This window comes from Bacillus horti, assembly GCF_030813115.1.
GTDB classification, from domain to species: domain Bacteria; phylum Bacillota; class Bacilli; order Caldalkalibacillales; family JCM-10596; genus Bacillus_CH; species Bacillus_CH horti.
The window spans coordinates 25553-43643 of record NZ_JAUSTY010000003.1 but is presented as its reverse complement, the minus strand read 5'-3'; the positions used below and the strand labels follow the sequence as shown (position 1 = coordinate 43643).

The following is an 18091-nucleotide window of genomic DNA, read 5'->3' as shown; positions in this document are numbered from 1 at the left end:
TTTCTTTTCCCTACTATCTAGCATTTATTCTTTCCATCTTTTAAAAATTTTAAAACAATTTAAAAAGAATTTTCGACAAGATATTAAGCATATAATTTTTTTGTTTTATATGTTACTTCTACCTAACAACAAGAGAAACTACGATTACATCTTGTTCTACTTATTCTGATCGGTTTTCCATTCAACCTTATGCTGACTAGACCATTTCTGTACCCGTTTCTTCAGCTCCTTGAATTCATCCTGCTCCCGAATGTGGTAGCCAATAGCTCCCCATTTATGCTTCAAGTAAATATTTAGATAACGGGAATTATCTCTTACTTCTAGCTTCTTGATATCATCTGCTGGATAGACCCGATTCCCTACTAGAAGCTTGTCCTCTTCAATTGAAATCATCCGCCTTTTATTGACGAACACAAAATTCATAATGGCTAAAGCTATGATTAATACTAAATATCCTCCGATTAGCCAAGGTCTTCCTTCACTCTCTATTGAATTCATAAAAAGCATAAAAACCGGTACGGTCACAAGAAATACTGGTACAATGGAAGCCGCAAGCAATGGCTGTGTAGCTGTAAACGAATCCGGCTGTTTTCCCTGAACATGCTTCATTTTAGATTCATCCCTTCATCCTGTTACAATTATCCCAATCATCTTCATATCTTTTTATTATACCTTATATGTAGGTGTGTTTTATACCTCTTCCTTGCTACCAAATGCTATAGCGAAAAAAAAGAATCCCCTTTGGAGACTCTTTATCAGAACAATTTTCTACACTGTGAAATAACATTTTTTAAATCCTGTTCATTTAATTTTCCTAATTTCCTCATAAGTTCTTTTCTAGGAATGGAAGCAAGCTTTGTCGTTCTTGCTACAGAAGGATATAATAGACCTGATTCTTTCCAAAATTCAATAACAACATCAAACTCACTCCGAGGTGCTGCACTGGTGATTGGAGAGATGATTACATCTATATCTATCGTTAAATCATGACCAACAATAACGACAGGACGAACCTTAAACATCTCAAAATTTTGAAAGTAAACCTTTGTAAGCCAAATGTCTCCTTGCACTAAAGTGAGTATTACCCAAGTGCATCATAGGCATTATCCTGTTCGTTTAGCCAAAAGTCATAGTTCTCACCGACAATAAACTTTCGATCTTCTTCCGAAAAGTACTTTTCATTTAAAGCTTTCAAAAGTTCTTTTCTTTCAACTGCTGACAACTTTTCAATCTGTTGAATAATTCTCTCAGTGACTGACAACTTGACCACCTCCAAACATGATTTAGCCAAAATGGTAAGCAATATCTCTTTGCCTTTAAATTATATCATGCACCGCTCATTAACTAAAGGGGCAGCGATCCACAGTAGCTTTACCTCCTAGATTTACTAATAATAGAGGCCAAAATAGCAATCAGTAAAATGGACGCTAACCCCCAAGCTGACCATGCTATTGCACTGTGGTCTACCTGTTTAATCCCTATAGCTATTAGAGCCCAAATCACAACCAATCTATAAGCCTGATCATTGTACGCATGACCTATCCACAAAGCAAGCAGAGCAGCAACAAGAAGAACTGCTACAGACCAAAACGTATCTGATAAGCCCCAGCCACCCCAATCTGCTGCATACAAGGCAACACTTATGTTAACTATGGTAGCCACCGAAATCCAGCCTAGATATATACTAAAAGGAAGCTTTATAAACAAAAAGGCTGGTAATGTGTCCCGTTTATCCTCTTTGGCCTGAAACCAGAGCGAAGTGTTTGAACGGGTTTTTAAATAAAGAATAATTAATGTACCTAACAGAGCGAGCATGATGAGGACAGAAATATTGATCTGTAGGTAATGCCAGAACACAATCCATGAGCTGTTTAGAACACAGCTTATGAAGAACCATGGGCCTATCGCTTCAAACCTCGGATCATTCCTCCATCTGGGAAGCGCTTGTAGAATGACAAATCCCCCCAGAAGAAGATAAATGAGCGACCATATCGAAAAAGCATAGGATGCAGGCGTTACCAGAACGGGATACATCTCGGAGATCTCCCCCGTATCTCTTCCTGCAATAGGTAAAGCATTGGCTAAAAAATTGACAATAAGTACACCAACATATCCAATAATGTTTAACCAAACAAATCCTATTCTGCTCATAGAAGCACCTCCATATGCTTCTATGTATACCCTGTCTTTAGCAGATTATGCTTGTTTATTCTATCTTTGTAGAAGCCACTCATAAGTTGTCTCAGTAATTTGCTCTGGCTCTACTCCTAAATCCTCTTGAAGCCTGGCCTTAAACTCATCATAGTATTGACGAAGCTGGATATATTCCTGATTAGCTGCATAAGCCTCCAGCATGAGTCTGCAGCATTCCTCTGAATAGGGATCCACCCCGTGAACAGCCTTCAAGCGATGTAACGCTTGTTTACCACGCATCGCTTGTAGTTCATACTTTGCCATATCCAAAGAAAGAGCAAAAAAACTTTGCTGCAGCTCACTTCTTTTGGCCTCTGCCCAAGGATAATCGCACTCCTCAAGGTAATCTCCCGTGTAGAGGGCAAGCTTTTGCTGCCCCACCTCCCAATTCTGCTCCGTATCAATAATTAGATGACCCAAGCCCTGTTCAAATTGGAACACATCTGTAGTTAGCTTGTCCTGAAGAATGCGATAGCTATCCTGAGCAAATTCAACCTTTGCTTCCCCATTCCACTCCTTCAGCATCTTTCTGATTTGATAGATCGATGTATGTAAATGAACAACAGCTTTATCCATTGGGTAGTCTGGCCAGATCGTTTCAACCAGATGATCCTTGGACAGCCATTTCCCATTATGATGCAGCAAATAAGCAAAGAGCTCCTTTGTCTTAAGCGTCCTCCATTTCAACTCTTTTATGGTTCCATCATTTACCTGCAGGACAAAGCGTTTAAAGCATTGAATAAGAGGTTCAGACTCTTGCGGTTCATCTTGCCGTTCATTCCTTCCCTTAAACCCCGAGTACTCTACAACACGATCCACTGTTTTCGTTAACCGTGCAGGTAGGATTGGCTTTAGAAGGTAATCTAGAGCGAAGAGCTCGAACGCCTCCAAAGCAAAGTTTGAATACGCTGTAACAAAAATAATACGCAGCTCTTGATTAGCCTGCTGAAAATGCTCCGCAGCCTCCAACCCGTTCATTTCAGGCATATCTATATCTAGGAACACAATATCAACAGGCTCCTTTTTCACATGATCCAGACCAGCTTGCGCAGACGTATATTTTCCGTCCACTTGCATTCTGCCATCCATCTTTAGGAGTCTCTCAAGCTGCAGTAACGCTGGTCTTTCATCGTCAACAAGAATGACCTTCATTCCTCACTCACCCTCCCTAGGGTTTCTTACTTCCTTCTTACTTCCTTCTTACTTCCTTCTTACTTCCTTCTTACTTCCTTCTTACTTCCTTCTTACTTCTTTCCTCTTACTTCATATTTCTTTCTTCTTTATTTCCTTTACCTAATCACTGCTCACACCCTCATCCTCCACTATCATAGAAGGGATCTCAAAGCGTACAACAGTCCCTTGCCCTGGTTGACTTTCAATGTGTAGCCCTTCTCCATAAAACATCTGTAGTCTCCGATGGATATTTAGGATTCCCACTCCTCTGTCCTCACCGGTCTCTCGCTCCCGGAAAAGCTGCTGAACCATTTCCGGTGTCATCCCTAATCCGTCATCCGTAACGGTCACCATAACCTTTTGTCTAACAACATCCTCCCACACCTTTAACCAGATGCTCCCTCCTGCTGCCTTTTTCATAATCCCATGTCGTACAGCATTTTCAACAATAGGCTGGATGCTTAATGGAGGTACTTGAACCTGTATAGACTCATCAATGTCATAATGCATGGTAAGTCTCTCTTCAAACCGGCCCTGCTCTAGAGATAAGTACGACTTCACCAGCTGTAATTCCTTTTGAAGGGAAACCTTTTCCTCCCGATGATGAAAATCAAAGCTACTTCGCAAATATTGGCTAAGCTCCCACAACAGCTGCATCGCTTTGTCAGGCTCTACAGGGCAAAGAGCAATAATTGTATTTAAGGCATTAAATAAAAAGTGCGGCTTAATCTGGGCCTGTAAAAAGGCCATTTCTGTTTGAACGACAGCTTGAACAGAACGTCTAAGCTGTAAGAGCGTACGCACTCTTGCCTTTAGCTCTTCTGCATCTACAGGCTTACTCAAAAAGTCATTAATTCCAGCTTGAAATCCTGTTTGAATATCCTCGGAGCGACTTCTAGCTGTAAGCATTAAAATTGGAAGCTCAGAAAGCAGGAACCGCTCACGTATTCTTCGAGATAGCTCCAGACCAGAAAGGTTAGGCATCATCCAATCGACTATGAGAAGATCAATCTGTCGGTTTCTTTGAATTTCCTCATAAGCTCTTTCTCCATCTGATACAGCAATGACTGCATAATTTTCTAGCGATAGCAAATTAAGCAGGACACGTAGATTAATAGGATCATCATCGACAACAAGAATCGTGTACTCTTTTTCCTGCCTTTCTTGACCCTGCAGATAGCTAAGCTCTATTTGCCTTAGAGGCAAAGCCTGCTCCCTTTTGACCCCTTCAAGGGAAACACCCTCTTTAGCTAAGGGAAGAGTGAAATAAAAAGAACTGCCTACCCCTACCTTAGATTTAACCCAGATCCGGCCATCACCAAGCTCAACTAACCTCTTCGTAATGCTCAAACCCAGTCCTGTTCCGGAGTATCCTTCCTGCTCATAAGGAACCTCAAGCTGATCATACGGTTTGAATAAATCTATTAATCTCTTTTCTTCAATTCCAATTCCAGTATCTACTATAGAAACGGTAACCTGTCCCTTCTCAATACTAGCTCCTACTCGAATTTCACCTTCGCTTGTAAATTTAATCGCATTCCCAAGCAGGTTATATAAAATTTGATGAAGCTTATCCTCATCCGCATACACAAATGGCATATGAGTCGGCCATTTCTGGACAAATTCAATTTTTTTGTTACCCACTAAATGAGTGGCTACCTCTAGGACTGACTCAAAGACAGCCTGCAGACCAACCGCCTTTCGGTTAAGAGTGACCTCGCCATTTTTGAGCTTTGAGAAATCTAATAGATCATTAATTAAGGAGGACAAACGCTTCCCCGTAGAAACAACGAGAGAAAGATCCTTGCTCTGCTTCTCATTCATACTTCCAGCAGCGCCCTGAAGCAAGGATTCAGATATATTAATGATGCCATGTAACGGAGTACGTAGTTCATGAGATGTATTCGCTAGAAATTCATCCTTTAATCCATCTAACGTAAGCAGCCTTTGCGAAAGCTGCTCCACCTCTTCAAAAGATTGGGCATACGTCTTAGCTAGAAGCATCGCCTGCGCGACAACAAAAAGGAGCATTTCATAAGCAGCGATCGCCTGACCTTCAAACATACCATTCACGTAGAGGATATTCACAAACATAACAACAATAATACTTTGAATGCTCATGAATAAAAACAAAGCATCCTCTAGATGGCGTTTCATGGCGGCAAATAGAGCGTACATGACATAGCACATCATCGCAAAAGCCACCATGAATAAGATAATCTCCCATTGTGAAAATAATTGAACAGGAAGAATAATAGCCACAATTACCGCAGAGGTGGTCAATACCTTAGATAATATTGTAGCCCATTTGCTTAAAGCATTGGGAAACGAGACCGATACGTACAGCATTATAAATAAATAAGCAAGAATGGAGGGAATGAACTGAAGCTTCATAAACCACTCATAGCTGAGGCCTGGTAGTGCAGAAACAAGAAGCTTTTCCCCATGAGTAAGCACATAAACAAGAGCACACAAACAGAAAAGTCCTAAATATAGTAATGCCGTTTCCTTCCTACGAAGGGAATATAGAAACAGAAAATAAATAACAGGAATTAAAAAGCTAGCTGCCGTGAGCAAGTCTACTAGGACATGAAACTCTCTATTTTTTAGAACAGAAGACTGATCCCCAAATACCAGCGGATAGATCATCCCACCAGAAGAATAGCTGTAGTTCGCTATTTGTACGAGGATTTCAACCTCATTTCCAGTCACAGAAGCAAAGCCAACATAAGGAATATTGCTCTCTTTTCCTGTAATTTCCTCACCACTTGGTAGTCCACTAGCTCCAACCAGTTGACCTTGCATATATACTTTATTTGCCGAACGTATATTGGTTGTCCGAACCCCATAAAGACCCTCATCACCTTGGAGCTTAACCACCATTCTAAAGGTGGCAAACCCACTAGCGGATTCCCCTTCCTTTGCTATATACTCGTTCCATTTGCTAGGCAGAGACACGATCCCTGTCGGACTGGGAGAGTTAGAGCCTGAAAAATCAGCAGGCTCAAGTAACTGATTTCTGTAAAACTCCCATTCCCCTGTTAATCGAACGATTCCGTCATCGCTAAAATCCCAATCCCCTAAATCAAGCACACCTTCTACAGCTTGCGGATTATTTTGAGCAGACACAATCGTTTGAACAACCCAGTATCCTGGTATAACAACGATGAATAGAAAACAAACCACGAACAACACAAGCCATTGCTTACTCATCCTAGGTGCTCCTTGTTATCAAACTTTTTATGAACTGATTGTATCACATCGACAAAAAAGCTATGTTGTCGTCTTCAGAAAACTATTAATGAAAGTATAAACATTTTCTCTGAACAACTTCTGATCAAAAAGAGATTTTAATATTTAAAAATTTAGAAAATTCCATTGACACACCCTACGCAGTGGCATATAGTTTTATATAACGAAAAAGTTGTAATTATTGTCGTTAAAAAATAAATGGGAGGTTTGGAAATGAAAAATGACTTTTTGCGGTTGGGGAAGTTTTTGTTGCTTGTCTTATTATTTCTTATAATCACTGCCTGTTCAGGGACAAATGAAGAATCTGCAACATCCGATCCTGAAACAAATAACGACAGCTCGAACGAAGGTACTTCCTTTGGGGGAACCCTTACTTTTGCTTTCAACGCTCAACCCCCTACATTAGATCCGACGGGAACCACGGCTACAGCTACACGAGACATTGCACGAAATATCTTTGAACAGCTTGTTACGTTTGATAGCAATCTTGAGGTAAAACCAATGCTTGCCGAATCCTTCGATGTGGACACAGAAGCAAAAACGGTCACCTTTCAATTGCGCCAAGGTGTGAAATTTCATAATGGGGAGGAAATGCTCGCTGATGATGTTGTCGCATCCATGGAGAAATGGGCACAAAGCTCTGCACAAGCAAATTCCTTCCTATCTGGAATCTCCTTTCAAGCAGACGGGGATTACACGGTTGTTGCCCAATTAGAGCAAAGCGGATCATTAGACATGTTCATCTTTGCTGACCAAACTCAAATTGCTGCTATTATGCCCAAGGAAATTGTAGAAGCTGCTACCCAAACGGGGGTTAGTGAATACATTGGGACAGGCCCATATCAATTTGTAGATTGGCGCTCAGACCAACATATCCATCTGGAACGCTTCGAGGATTATCAATCCAGAGAGGAAGAATCGGATGGCTTAAGCGGCAAAAAGATGGCCTATGCCGATGATATTTATTTCCAATTTGTTTCTGATCCCTCAACACGTGTCACAGGGATACAGACGGGAGAGTATCACATCGGTAACTTCATTCCCTTTGATAATGCAGCACAGCTTGAAGCAGACCCTAACGTTACAAACAGCATTCAGGAAGCCTCCTTTCCGGGGCTAGTTTTCAATAAACGTGATGGTGTGTTTAAGGACATTAAACTACGACAGGCCGTGGCCGCTGCACTGAATATGGAGGACATGATGTATGCAGCCTACGGTAATGAGGACTTTTTCACCCTGCGTCATGAGTTGATGCTAGAAGAACAGATCGCATGGTATACCGATGCTGGGAAAGGACAATATGATCAGCGTAATGAGGAAAAAGCACGGGAGCTATTAGCTGAAGCTGGATATAACGGGGAGGAAGTGCGTATCTTAGCCTCCCGTGAGTATGAAGATTACTATTCTCTTGCTGTCGTAGCCCAGCAGCAGCTTGAGAGCGTTGGGATGAATGTGAAGCTAGAGGTTTATGATTGGGCCACCGTGCTAGAGAAACGAGCTGATCCTAGTGCGTATGACATGTTCACAAGCGGCTGGGCCCTGCGTCCAACCCCTGTTCAGTACCCTTTTCTAGCTTCTGATGCTGAGTGGCCCGGCTGGACAGACAGCCCGGAAATTGACCGACTCATCGACGAGATCCAAGCGTCCACCAGTCAAGAGGAAGCCTTAGCTTTAACGACAGAGCTACAAGAGGAGTTCTGGAACTACCTACCCATTATTAAACCTGGTAACAGTGTTGAAATTACGTCCCATCGTAATGAAATAAGTGGATTTGATTACTTAAATGGTCCCATCCTATGGAATATAAGCATTGATGATTAAAAGAGTTAGGGGGCAATACAGTTGACAGGTTATATCCTTAAGAGACTTCTCTCCATCATCCCTGTGTTACTCGTTGTGGCCGTTGTCGTTTTTTCAATCACCTTCCTCACTCCTGGTGACCCTGCTAGCGTCATTCTCGGTCCTGAAGCATCGGCCCAAGAGGTCAACAAGCTTCGAGAGGAGCTAGGCTTAAACAAACCGGTTCACGAACAATTTCTCGAATGGATAGGTGGCCTACTACGAGGAGACTTAGGGAGCTCATTGTTTATGAGGGAAACGGTTGTAGAAGCTTTTTTCAACCATCTTGGACCTACGTTTTCCCTAGCGTTAATCGCTCAGGTGATCGCCATTCTGATTGCTATTCCATTAGGTATTCTGGCCGCTGTTCGCCGGGGCACAATGACCGATCAATCGGTGATGGGTCTCTCGCTAGTGGGGATTTCTGTTCCTAGCTTTTTATTAGGGCTGTTTTTAGTGTTGCTTTTAGCTGTCCAATTACGCTGGCTACCCGTTGCAGGCTATCGCCCAATAAGCGCCGGGATGCTAGAGCATTTGAAATATCTGATTATGCCGGCCCTCGCTCTGGGGGCTATGCAAGCCGCTCTCATTACCAGAATGACCCGTTCAGCCATGCTTGATGTATTTCATCAAAACTATATCAAAACAGCCAAATCAAAAGGGCTCAAAGAAAAGGTTGTTATCTATAAGCATGCTTTACGGAATGCTTCCATGCCGATTTTAACCGTTATTGGTCAAACCTTTGGTGTTCTAGTCACTGGGGCTGCCGTTATTGAAACGGTCTTTAATATTCCCGGTCTAGGGCAGCTCATTGTGAATTCTGTAGAGCGCCGTGATTATGCGGTCATCCAAGGTGTCGTGCTTCTAATCGCTGTTACTTACGTGTTACTCAATTTGGTCATTGATCTTTTGTACGGTGTGTTGGACCCAAGAATAAGGCTAAGTCGAAAGTAGGAGGAGAGGAACTATGGAAGCCTTACCACAACGAGAAAATCTCGATGACATCAAAAAGCTTATGCGCAAGGAGCAATCCCAGCTCGCTGTCCGACGCTTCTTATCCAATCGTATGGCTGTCATTGGCAGTTGTATTATTCTGCTGATCCTCCTGCTGGCGTTAGTTGCCCCTTTATTGGTCCAGCATGGACCATTAGAAATGGTGCCTACGGAGCGGTTAAAGGCTCCTAGTGCGGAGCACTGGTTTGGTACAGATAATTTTGGACGAGATGTGCTTAGTCGAGTGGCCTACGGAGCGCGTGTATCCTTTGGTGTCGGCTTAGCCGTTACCCTGATTACCGGAGTTGCGGGCATGATCATCGGACTCTTATCCGCCTACTATAGAGCATTGGATCATGTTTTAATGCGCATATGTGATGGGTTAATGGCCTTTCCCGCTATTCTGCTAGCAATCGCTATCATGGCTACGATGGGCTCCAGAACGGAAAATGTCATCATTGCCCTGAGCATTGTGTTTACCCCATATGTGGCTAGGGTGGTGCGTTCATCTGCTCTAGTCATCCGGGAACAAACGTATATTGAGGCGTTGCACTCCCAAGGGGCAAGCTCTTTGAGAATTATCGCCCTGCATATCGCCCCTAATACGATTTCTCCTTTGATCATTCAGTGCACGTTTATCTTCGCTGATACGATCATCACAGAAGCGGCCCTAAGCTTTTTAGGAGCTGGGATTCCCGCTCCTAATCCGAGCTGGGGAAATATTTTATATGACGGCAAGCTAGTGATTTTTAATGCTTGGTGGATGACGGTGTTTCCTGGGATCGCCATCATGCTGACCGTACTAGGATTAAATCTATTTGGTGATGGATTAAGAGATTTATTAGACCCACATACGAATAAAGCCAAAAAATAAGAGGGGGAAGGATAACTGTGGAAAAGGATCATCTATTGCAGGTCAAAGGGCTCTGTACACATTTCCCCACGGAAAAAGGAAGAGTGACCGCTGTCAGTCATGTGTCCTTCCATATAGATAAGGGCGAGGTTTTAGGGATTGTAGGAGAATCTGGCTGTGGGAAAAGTGTGACGGCTGAGTCGATTATGCGCTTACTCAATGAAAAGGGAGGCGTCTTCTATGAAGGGGAAATCCTGTATGAGGGTGAAAACCTCCTGCAGATGAGTGAGGACGAGATGAGGAATATTCGAGGAAACAAGATCTCCATGATTTTTCAAGACCCGATGAGCTCTCTAAACCCCGTGTATACCGTTGGTAACCAAATTATCGAAGGACTTGTTAATCATCAAAAGCTCTCCAAGAAGAACGCCTATCAAAAGGCGGTTGAGATGCTCAAATTAACAGGAATCCCTTCCCCTGAAAAAAGAGTCCATCAGTACCCCCATGAGCTATCTGGTGGCATGCGCCAGCGGGCCATGATTGCCCTAGCGTTAGCCTGCCGTCCCACTCTACTCATCGCCGATGAGCCAACCACAGCGTTGGATGTGACCACCCAGGCTCAGATTCTTGAGGTGCTGGAGGACTTGAAAAATGAACTCAATATGGCGACCATCATGATTACTCATGACCTTGGAGTTGTTGCTGAAGTCTGTTCCAGAGTGATTGTGATGTATTTAGGGCAAGTGATAGAGGAAGCGGAGGTTGAAGAGTTATTTGATCGTCCTCTACATCCCTATACACGTGGACTACTGCGCTCGATTCCTCAATTGGATGGAGACAGGGAGCAGAAGCTACACGTGATCGAAGGGATGGTGCCTACCCTCCATGACGTACCAACAGGCTGTAGATTTGTAGCTAGATGCAAGTATGCAGATGAACAGTGTCACCAGGAAGAACCCGTATTTTCTTTCGTCACTGAGCAGCATGCCGTTAGATGCTGGCACTACGAAAAGATTGAAAAACAGGAGGCTGATCATAGTGAAGCCCCACATTGAAGATAAACAGCCCCTTCTTGACATTAAGAATTTAAAAAAGTATTTTCCTATACGCACTCCTCTGGGACGTACTAGGTCCTATGTGAAGGCTGTAGATGATGTAAGCTTTACGCTGTTTGAGGGTGAAACGTATGGACTAGTAGGTGAGTCTGGCTGCGGAAAAAGCACCACAGGAAGAACGATTTTGCGATTGCTAGAACCTACGGCTGGGGAATGCCTCCTTGATCAGCAGGATATTTTTCAAATGAATCAAAAAGAGCTACGGGATGTAAGGAAGCGGATACAGATGGTTTTTCAGGATCCCTATTCAGCTCTTAATCCCAAGAAGCGGATTGGAAAAACGTTAGAGGAATCCCTTGCCATCCATCGTATCTCTTCTAAAAAAGTAAGAACCGAGCTCGTCATGGAGCTTCTGCACAAAGTAGGGTTCCAAAAAAGCCAGTATTACAGGTATCCTCATGAATTTTCAGGGGGACAACGGCAAAGGATTGGCCTAGCGCGAGCCTTAATCTTAAATCCGAAGATCGTCATTTGCGATGAACCGGTATCTGCTTTAGATGTTTCCATTCAGTCTCAGGTCATCAACCTCCTAGAGGAGGTTCAGGAAGAGTTTAAACTGACCTATTTATTTGTAGCCCATGATTTAAGTGTCGTTCGGCATATTTCCGATCGGGTTGGCGTGATGTACCTAGGTCATATTATCGAGGAAGCGAAAACAGATGATTTATATAAAGACCCACTTCACCCTTATACAAAGGCACTGATATCTGCCGTCCCTATAGCGGACCCAAAGCAAAAACGAGAAAGGATTGCTTTGAAGGGCGAGATTCCCTCTCCCATTAATCCACCATCAGGGTGCGTCTTTCATACCCGTTGCCCTTATGTGATGGAACGCTGCAAGACGGACATCCCCGCTTTGGAGACGAAGGAAAACGGACATCGTGTAGCTTGTCATTTGTACGATGACATGTAGGACAACTAGGGCTACACGTTGTCCATAAGACATCCAAAAGAAATAGACTCAGACAAAACAGGTAATTTGAAGGAGATGGAGAATTTGAATAGTAACAGCCCTAATCGGTTTAATATAGCATTAACTGGTGATAGTATTATTGCTAGACGAATATCCATGCACCAGGATGAGCAAACGGTAAATCTCTATCAAAAAATAAAAGAAGCAGACGTTGCTTTTACTAATCTAGAGGTTCTGCCCAACAACTTTGTCGGTCATCCAGCCGCCCGTAGTGATGGGGCACACTTTGCCGCACACTCCTATGTTCTCGATGATTTGATGGATATCGGCTTTAATCTATATTCCTGTGCCAATAACCACGCTTTAGATTACGGAGTGGACGGGCTTTTGTCAACGATTCAGGAATTAGAAGAAAGACAGCTATCCTACGCTGGCATTGGGAAAAACCTTACGGAAGCCAGAATGCCCGTGTACCATTCCGTTTCAGGAGGAACCGTAGCTCTGCTGTCCTGCACCTCTACCTTTTTTGATGAGCAGGCAGCAGGAGAGCAGCGCCCAGAAGTACAAGGCAGACCAGGCGTCAACCCACTAAAATTTGAGGTAGAATATGAAGTAACGGAAAAGCAGCTGCATGCTCTAAAGGAAATCTATCAGGATTTGGGGCTTGAGGAGCAGCGGCAAAACTTTGTAAAGCTTGGATTCGGCTCTGATCCCACAAATAAAAAGCTATTTCCCTTTGTCGATACAAACCTAAGAGTAGCAGGTACAATGAATGCCCTATTTAGTGCCTCCGATACCCCAAAGGTGCGGACGAAAACGAGCACGAAGGATATGCAGGATATGGCCAAATGGGTGAAGGAAGCTAGGGCTAGAGCAGACGTTGTGATTGTCAGCCTGCATGCGCATGAACAAGGACAGGTGAAGGAACAGCCTGCTGAGTTTATCAGGGAATTTACTCATCGCATGATTGATGAGGGGGCTGATGTTGTGGTTGGACATGGACCTCACCTGCTTAAAGGACTGGAAATCTACAAAGGAAAGCCGATCTTTTACAGCTTGGGGAACTTTATTGGACATAATGAGTTGGTGTTTAAGCTACCAGAGGATTCGTACAAGCGCTTTAATGTAGATTCAACCCTTACGCCAAGCGAAATATTTAGACTACGAAGTGACAATGGACGAAAAGGATTTCCTGGAAACGCCGTTTATTGGGAAACGATCATGCCGATTTGTCAGATCAAGGATGGGCGCTTGCAAAGCATTGAGCTTCATCCCGTATCCCTAACGCGGGGAGACACTCCTTACAAGCGAGGTAGACCGTATTTATCCGATGCAAAAACAGGAATTGAAATTATGAACAGGTTTAGTGCTCTGTCAAAGGAATTTAATACGACCATACATATAGATGAAACCGGAAAAGGGATCATTCATCTCTAGCATTCTTTTGACTTGCCAGATAAGGTTTAGGAGGAAAACGATGAAAATCAGGCTTGCCGCCTTCGGTTCAGAACAAATGATAGAGCAAGTAACGAGATTTGCAGCTCATTTTGAAGGCATTGAGTTTATCCCTTATATCTATCATAAAATTGAAGAAAGCCCCCAGCTGGTTCAGCGTGCTACGAATGTGGACGTTCTACTATTTACTGGCCCGTTGCCTTATATGCACTCAAAGAAGGCCATTCAAGAGAAAAAGATTCCAGCTGTTTTTATTCCAGTTGATGAATATATGATATCTTTGGTCCTTTTTAAAGCTATCCATCAGTTAAATTGTACTCAGTTTTCCATGGATATCACCGATGCCGTTAATATGGAGGACGTCCTTGATGAGCTATCTTTGGATATGAAGGATGTTTATATCCAGAATCTTAGCCATTATTATGATCTAGAGGGCAGGTTAAACGATAAAGAAGTGGTACAATTTCATGAAAAGCTATGGCTCGATGGAAAGATTCAGATGGCCATTACGTCCATAAGTAACGTCTATGCTGAGCTGAAGCGGAAAGAGATCCCTGTCATTCGCATGATACATCCCAAAAAAACCATTATGGATACCCTTAGACGTGCCATCATGTTTGGAGAGCTGGAGCTAAGTAAAAAAGCACAGATAGCCGTTGGAATTGTGTCCATCCATCAGTATCAAGCCCTTCTCACAGATAAGGGGAGTTATTTAGCTGAGCACAGTTCTTTAGTGCTGCATCAGCTACTTTTAGATTTCAGTGCAGAAATTAATGCTTCCATTCAAAAAGTAGGGAAGGAAGAGTTCATCATTTATAGCACCAAGGGTCCTTTTGAAATGATTACAAATCAATACCGCTTCCTTCCTATTCTTACTAAGATTAAAAAACTATTAAATATAAAGGTCAATATCGGTTTTGGTTTTGGATTAACGACAAAAGAAGCCGAAAATAACGCTCAGCTGGCTCTAAAGTATTCCGCTGACAACCGCGATAAATACTGTGCGTATCTTGTGAATGCAGATAAGAGGCTTTTAGGACCTTTAACGAGTCATTCTGTAGAAGGGGTCCATGATCATGGCTCTACCTCAAGCGACTATTTATTGTTCATTAGTCAAAAGAGCGGGATTAACATTCAGAACGCTAGGAAAATAGTAGAATTCCATAGAATGACAAGCTATAAGCCTTTCTCAGCCACCCAGCTGGCAGAGTATATGCAAATCAGTCGCCGTAGTGCAGAACGTTTCATCAAAAATATGGTCACTGCAGAGTTAGCTAGAGTGATTGGGGAGGAGCAATTAACACCTCGAGGTCGTCCTACAGCTTTATATCAACTGAACGACTTGGAAAAGGAGCACGCATGAATCACAAATCTTCCATTAACTATGTCTTACAAGCTAGTAGCCGGGAATTCTATTGGGAAGGAAACGGGCAGCTTTCTATTAAAACGTTTCGCCATGGACGTGCTCATTATCGAGTAAACCAGGGCTTTTTTGCCGTTGAGCAAGACAGATATCTTTTACTTAATGAAGGTCCTTATAGCTTAGCGATTGAGCAGGAGAAGGATATTGATTCCTTTTGTCTGTTTTTTAAGGATGGGCTTGCTGATGAAGTCCAACAAAGCTCTCGCTTATCTACTGATCAGCTTCTCACTGATCCCTATCAAACCTCAGCTTCTCCCGTTCAGTTTTTTGAAAAAACATATCCGCATGATCCTCTTTTGTCCGCTTTGATGCTACAGTTAAAAAGCAATCTAGACGAGGATGAGGACGAGCCCGTTTGGATGGAGCAGCAATATTATAACATCATGCAACGCATCCTCCAGATTCACAGCCATACTCTTGAGGCCACCCATTCCCTGAGCGCCTTGCGCACAGCGACACGTGAAGAACTTTTTAAGCGTGTAAGCCTTGCTCATGACTATATTCTAGCCTTCTTTGATCAAGCCTCCCTTACTCTAGAGCAAATAGCTAGGGTCGCTTGTGTCTCACCAAATCACCTTTTAAGAAGCTATACTGAGGTGTTTGGGCGTTCTCCATTTCAGCATGTTTCAGAACTGAGAGTAAAAAAAGCCCTTCAGTTGCTAGAGAACACAGAGCTCCCTATGACTGAACTTACGTTTAGACTCGGTTATTCAAATCCTGTTTCATTTAGTAAAATGTTTAAGAAACACGTTGGCCTCTCTCCCCTCCAGTATCGCAAAAAGGTGATATCGGATAAGAATCCCTAATTAACTTGCTATATGATTAAAGTATAAGTGAGTAAACGTAGAACATAGCTCACTTTTAAAGAGAAGGAGGAATGTTATATGACTCAGCACACGATCATTCAAAAAATTGGACAAATATCAGTACCTGTCCGAGAGGATATGGAGAGGGCTATTCATTTCTATAAGGAACTGCTGGGTTTGCCTTTGCTTTTCAGCACATCTACGATGGCCTTTTTTGACTGTCAAGGGATTCGCCTTCTGCTAAGCCTCCCGGAAAAAGAGCAGTTTGCTCATGCGAGCTCCGTGATCTATTTTCAGGTCGAGGATATTCAGGCATCCTTTGCTGCGCTTAATGACAAAGGAGTAGCCTTTATTGATGAGCCTCATGCTGTAGCGAAAATGGGAGATACAGAAACATGGATGGTGTTTTTTAAGGACACCGAAAACAACATTCATGCCCTAATGAGCGAAGTAAAGGTAAAGTAGTTCTTATTTAATGAATGGCTATTTAATCAAGGAAAGCACCTCAATATGGCAACTTTCGTTACACATTGGGGTGCCTTTTCTCCTACTGAGCTTTGTCGACATAAAATTGATACAGTCTCTCTATCCCTTTTTGAATGTCGTGCTCTTGTACATTTCCGTATCCTAGTACGATCTGATGAAGATGCTTGCCTTTTACAAGACTATATTCTTCTACACTATGTACCTTAACTCCGTAAGCTATAGATTCCTGCCAATCATCAAGAAAGGGACCCTCAGGAAATTCTACACGCATATGCATCCCTGCTTCATCCCCAATAATTCTCGCCCTCTTGCCAAAATGCTGCTTCAAAGCACTGATTAACAGCGTGCGCCGTTGACGGTAGAGCTTTTTCATTTTATGGATATGGCGATCCAGACGACCATCTCGCATAAAGCGAGCTAACGCTATTTGGGGTACAGTTGGTGTGCGTAGATTTAGCTCTTCTCTCAGCTGTGCAAATCGCTTAATCAAGTGTTGTGGAAGGACAATGAAACCCAAACGGAGGCCGGGGGCAAGGGTCTTGCTAAAGGTCCCCACGTATAGGACTCTTTCAGGGCTAAGGGAATATATCGGTGGAATCGGAATCCCCTTCAAACGAAAATCGCCATCGTAATCATCTTCAATGATGTAAGAATCTGCTCTCTCTACCATTCGAACGGCTTGCTGCCTTCGTTGGATCGGTAATATGCCACCGGTCGGAAATTGATGAGAGGGTGTCAGAAGAAGCAGATGACGGTCAGCAAAATCGTCTAGCTCATGCAGCTCCATGCCAGATTCATCCACATCTACTGGAGCGATTTGATACTGATTCTGTTTAAAGATATGATACGTAAACTCTATTGTCGGATCTTCTAAATATATGGAATGATATTGTGCGCGCAGCGCCGTTGCGATCAAGGAAATCCCTTCCGAGGAGCCAGACGTAATCATGACCTGCTCAGGGTGGCAGCGCATTCCTCTCGTGCGGTACAAATAAGCACAAATTTCCACTCTGAGCTCCTCTTCTCCCCTACTATCTCCATAATCAAATAGAGCGCGCGACGATTCCACCACAGCGGCCTTTAAATACTTAGACCACAATGTGTCAGGAAAGCTCTCTAAATCCGGGGTTCCTATTCCAAATTCAATCATATCCTCCTGTTGTTCCCGTAATTCCTTGGACTCTCCTTGGGGCTCACTTGCTTCGACCGTAACTTCAGGTTGAACGCCACTTGAAGTAAAAGAGAGGATGCCATCAGCTACATACGTACCTGAGCCAGCGTGGCCGATCAGATAACCTTCGGCAACCAGTTGCTCATAAGCGTCGATGACAACATTTCGAGCAATCCCAAGCTCTTGGGCAAGCTTACGTGTAGGAGGAAGACGAGTTCCACTACTAAGCTCTCCCTTTTCTATTTTTTTGCGAATTTGACTACATAGCTGTGCCGTTTTAGACAGCTCTGCTGTTGGACTTAGATAAATGCCGAACATTTCCCCACCTCCAAATTGGTTCCTAAAAACAATATAAAATTGGCTCTTTGATGAACCGTTTTCTCTTATTATAATGACTTTACATTTAATAATGAAAGGGG

Annotated in this window: 16 protein-coding genes; 9 read left to right on the top strand and 7 right to left on the bottom strand. The window is 43.1% G+C overall.

The features are described from left to right. Positions 1 to 156: 156 nt before the first annotated feature. The 6 genes from J2S11_RS03875 to J2S11_RS03850 all read right to left on the bottom strand — a co-directional run bounded on the left by J2S11_RS03875 (position 157) and on the right by J2S11_RS03850 (position 6579). Positions 157 to 609 (bottom strand): hypothetical protein, encoded by a 453-nt coding sequence (locus tag J2S11_RS03875; RefSeq protein ID WP_307391212.1) that lies wholly within the window; start codon positions 607 to 609, stop codon positions 157 to 159. Positions 610 to 755: 146 nt separating this feature from the next. Further along, positions 756 to 1070 (bottom strand): type II toxin-antitoxin system PemK/MazF family toxin, encoded by a 315-nt coding sequence (locus J2S11_RS03870; RefSeq protein ID WP_307391209.1) that lies wholly within the window; start codon positions 1068 to 1070, stop codon positions 756 to 758. A gap of 11 nt (positions 1071 to 1081) precedes the next feature. Continuing rightward, positions 1082 to 1261, bottom strand: coding sequence for a hypothetical protein (locus J2S11_RS03865; RefSeq protein WP_307391206.1), 180 nt, complete (start codon positions 1259 to 1261; stop codon positions 1082 to 1084). 110 nt (positions 1262 to 1371) lie between these two features. After that, on the bottom strand, positions 1372 to 2151 hold the full coding sequence (locus J2S11_RS03860) for a TspO/MBR family protein (protein WP_307391204.1): 780 nt from the start codon (positions 2149 to 2151) through the stop codon (positions 1372 to 1374). Between the two features lie 60 nt (positions 2152 to 2211). Continuing rightward, positions 2212 to 3345 carry a response regulator gene (locus J2S11_RS03855; protein ID WP_307391201.1) on the bottom strand — a complete coding sequence of 378 codons (1134 nt, stop codon included), beginning with the start codon at positions 3343 to 3345 and terminating at the stop codon, positions 2212 to 2214. Between the two features lie 141 nt (positions 3346 to 3486). After that, a complete protein-coding gene (locus J2S11_RS03850; protein ID WP_307391198.1) occupies positions 3487 to 6579 on the bottom strand; it encodes an ATP-binding protein in 3093 nt (1030 codons plus the stop codon). Positions 6580 to 6831: 252 nt separating this feature from the next. Between J2S11_RS03850 and J2S11_RS03845 the strand changes: the two genes are divergently transcribed. The 9 genes from J2S11_RS03845 to J2S11_RS03805 all read left to right on the top strand — a co-directional run bounded on the left by J2S11_RS03845 (position 6832) and on the right by J2S11_RS03805 (position 16480). Further along, a complete protein-coding gene (locus tag J2S11_RS03845) occupies positions 6832 to 8439 on the top strand; it encodes an ABC transporter substrate-binding protein (protein WP_307391195.1) in 1608 nt (535 codons plus the stop codon). Between the two features lie 21 nt (positions 8440 to 8460). Beyond that, positions 8461 to 9411, top strand: a complete 951-nt coding sequence (locus tag J2S11_RS03840) for an ABC transporter permease (RefSeq protein ID WP_307391193.1) — start codon at positions 8461 to 8463, stop codon at positions 9409 to 9411. A 13-nt stretch (positions 9412 to 9424) separates the two neighbouring features. Then, a complete protein-coding gene (locus J2S11_RS03835) occupies positions 9425 to 10324 on the top strand; it encodes an ABC transporter permease (RefSeq protein ID WP_307391190.1) in 900 nt (299 codons plus the stop codon). Positions 10325 to 10341: 17 nt separating this feature from the next. Beyond that, positions 10342 to 11358 (top strand): ABC transporter ATP-binding protein, encoded by a 1017-nt coding sequence (locus J2S11_RS03830; RefSeq protein ID WP_307391188.1) that lies wholly within the window; start codon positions 10342 to 10344, stop codon positions 11356 to 11358. After that, positions 11339 to 12331: an ABC transporter ATP-binding protein gene (locus J2S11_RS03825; RefSeq protein ID WP_370875446.1), complete on the top strand. Its 993-nt coding sequence runs from the start codon at positions 11339 to 11341 to the stop codon at positions 12329 to 12331. The genes J2S11_RS03830 and J2S11_RS03825 overlap by 20 nt, the downstream gene beginning before the upstream one ends. Before the next feature lie 84 nt (positions 12332 to 12415). Further along, on the top strand, positions 12416 to 13768 hold the full coding sequence (locus J2S11_RS03820) for a CapA family protein (RefSeq protein ID WP_307391183.1): 1353 nt from the start codon (positions 12416 to 12418) through the stop codon (positions 13766 to 13768). Positions 13769 to 13808: 40 nt separating this feature from the next. Further along, positions 13809 to 15149 carry a hypothetical protein gene (locus tag J2S11_RS03815; RefSeq protein ID WP_307391180.1) on the top strand — a complete coding sequence of 447 codons (1341 nt, stop codon included), beginning with the start codon at positions 13809 to 13811 and terminating at the stop codon, positions 15147 to 15149. Further along, a complete protein-coding gene (locus tag J2S11_RS03810; RefSeq protein ID WP_307391178.1) occupies positions 15146 to 16015 on the top strand; it encodes a helix-turn-helix domain-containing protein in 870 nt (289 codons plus the stop codon). Before J2S11_RS03815 ends, J2S11_RS03810 begins: the two co-directional genes overlap by 4 nt. A 78-nt stretch (positions 16016 to 16093) precedes the next feature. After that, positions 16094 to 16480: a VOC family protein gene (locus J2S11_RS03805; RefSeq protein ID WP_307391175.1), complete on the top strand. Its 387-nt coding sequence runs from the start codon at positions 16094 to 16096 to the stop codon at positions 16478 to 16480. Between the two features lie 82 nt (positions 16481 to 16562). Here J2S11_RS03805 and pdxR read toward each other — a convergent pair whose 3' ends face one another. Next, complete coding sequence (pdxR, locus tag J2S11_RS03800) at positions 16563 to 17990, bottom strand: MocR-like pyridoxine biosynthesis transcription factor PdxR (RefSeq protein WP_307391171.1); 1428 nt, start codon at positions 17988 to 17990, stop codon at positions 16563 to 16565. Between the last annotated feature and the right edge of the window lie 101 nt (positions 17991 to 18091).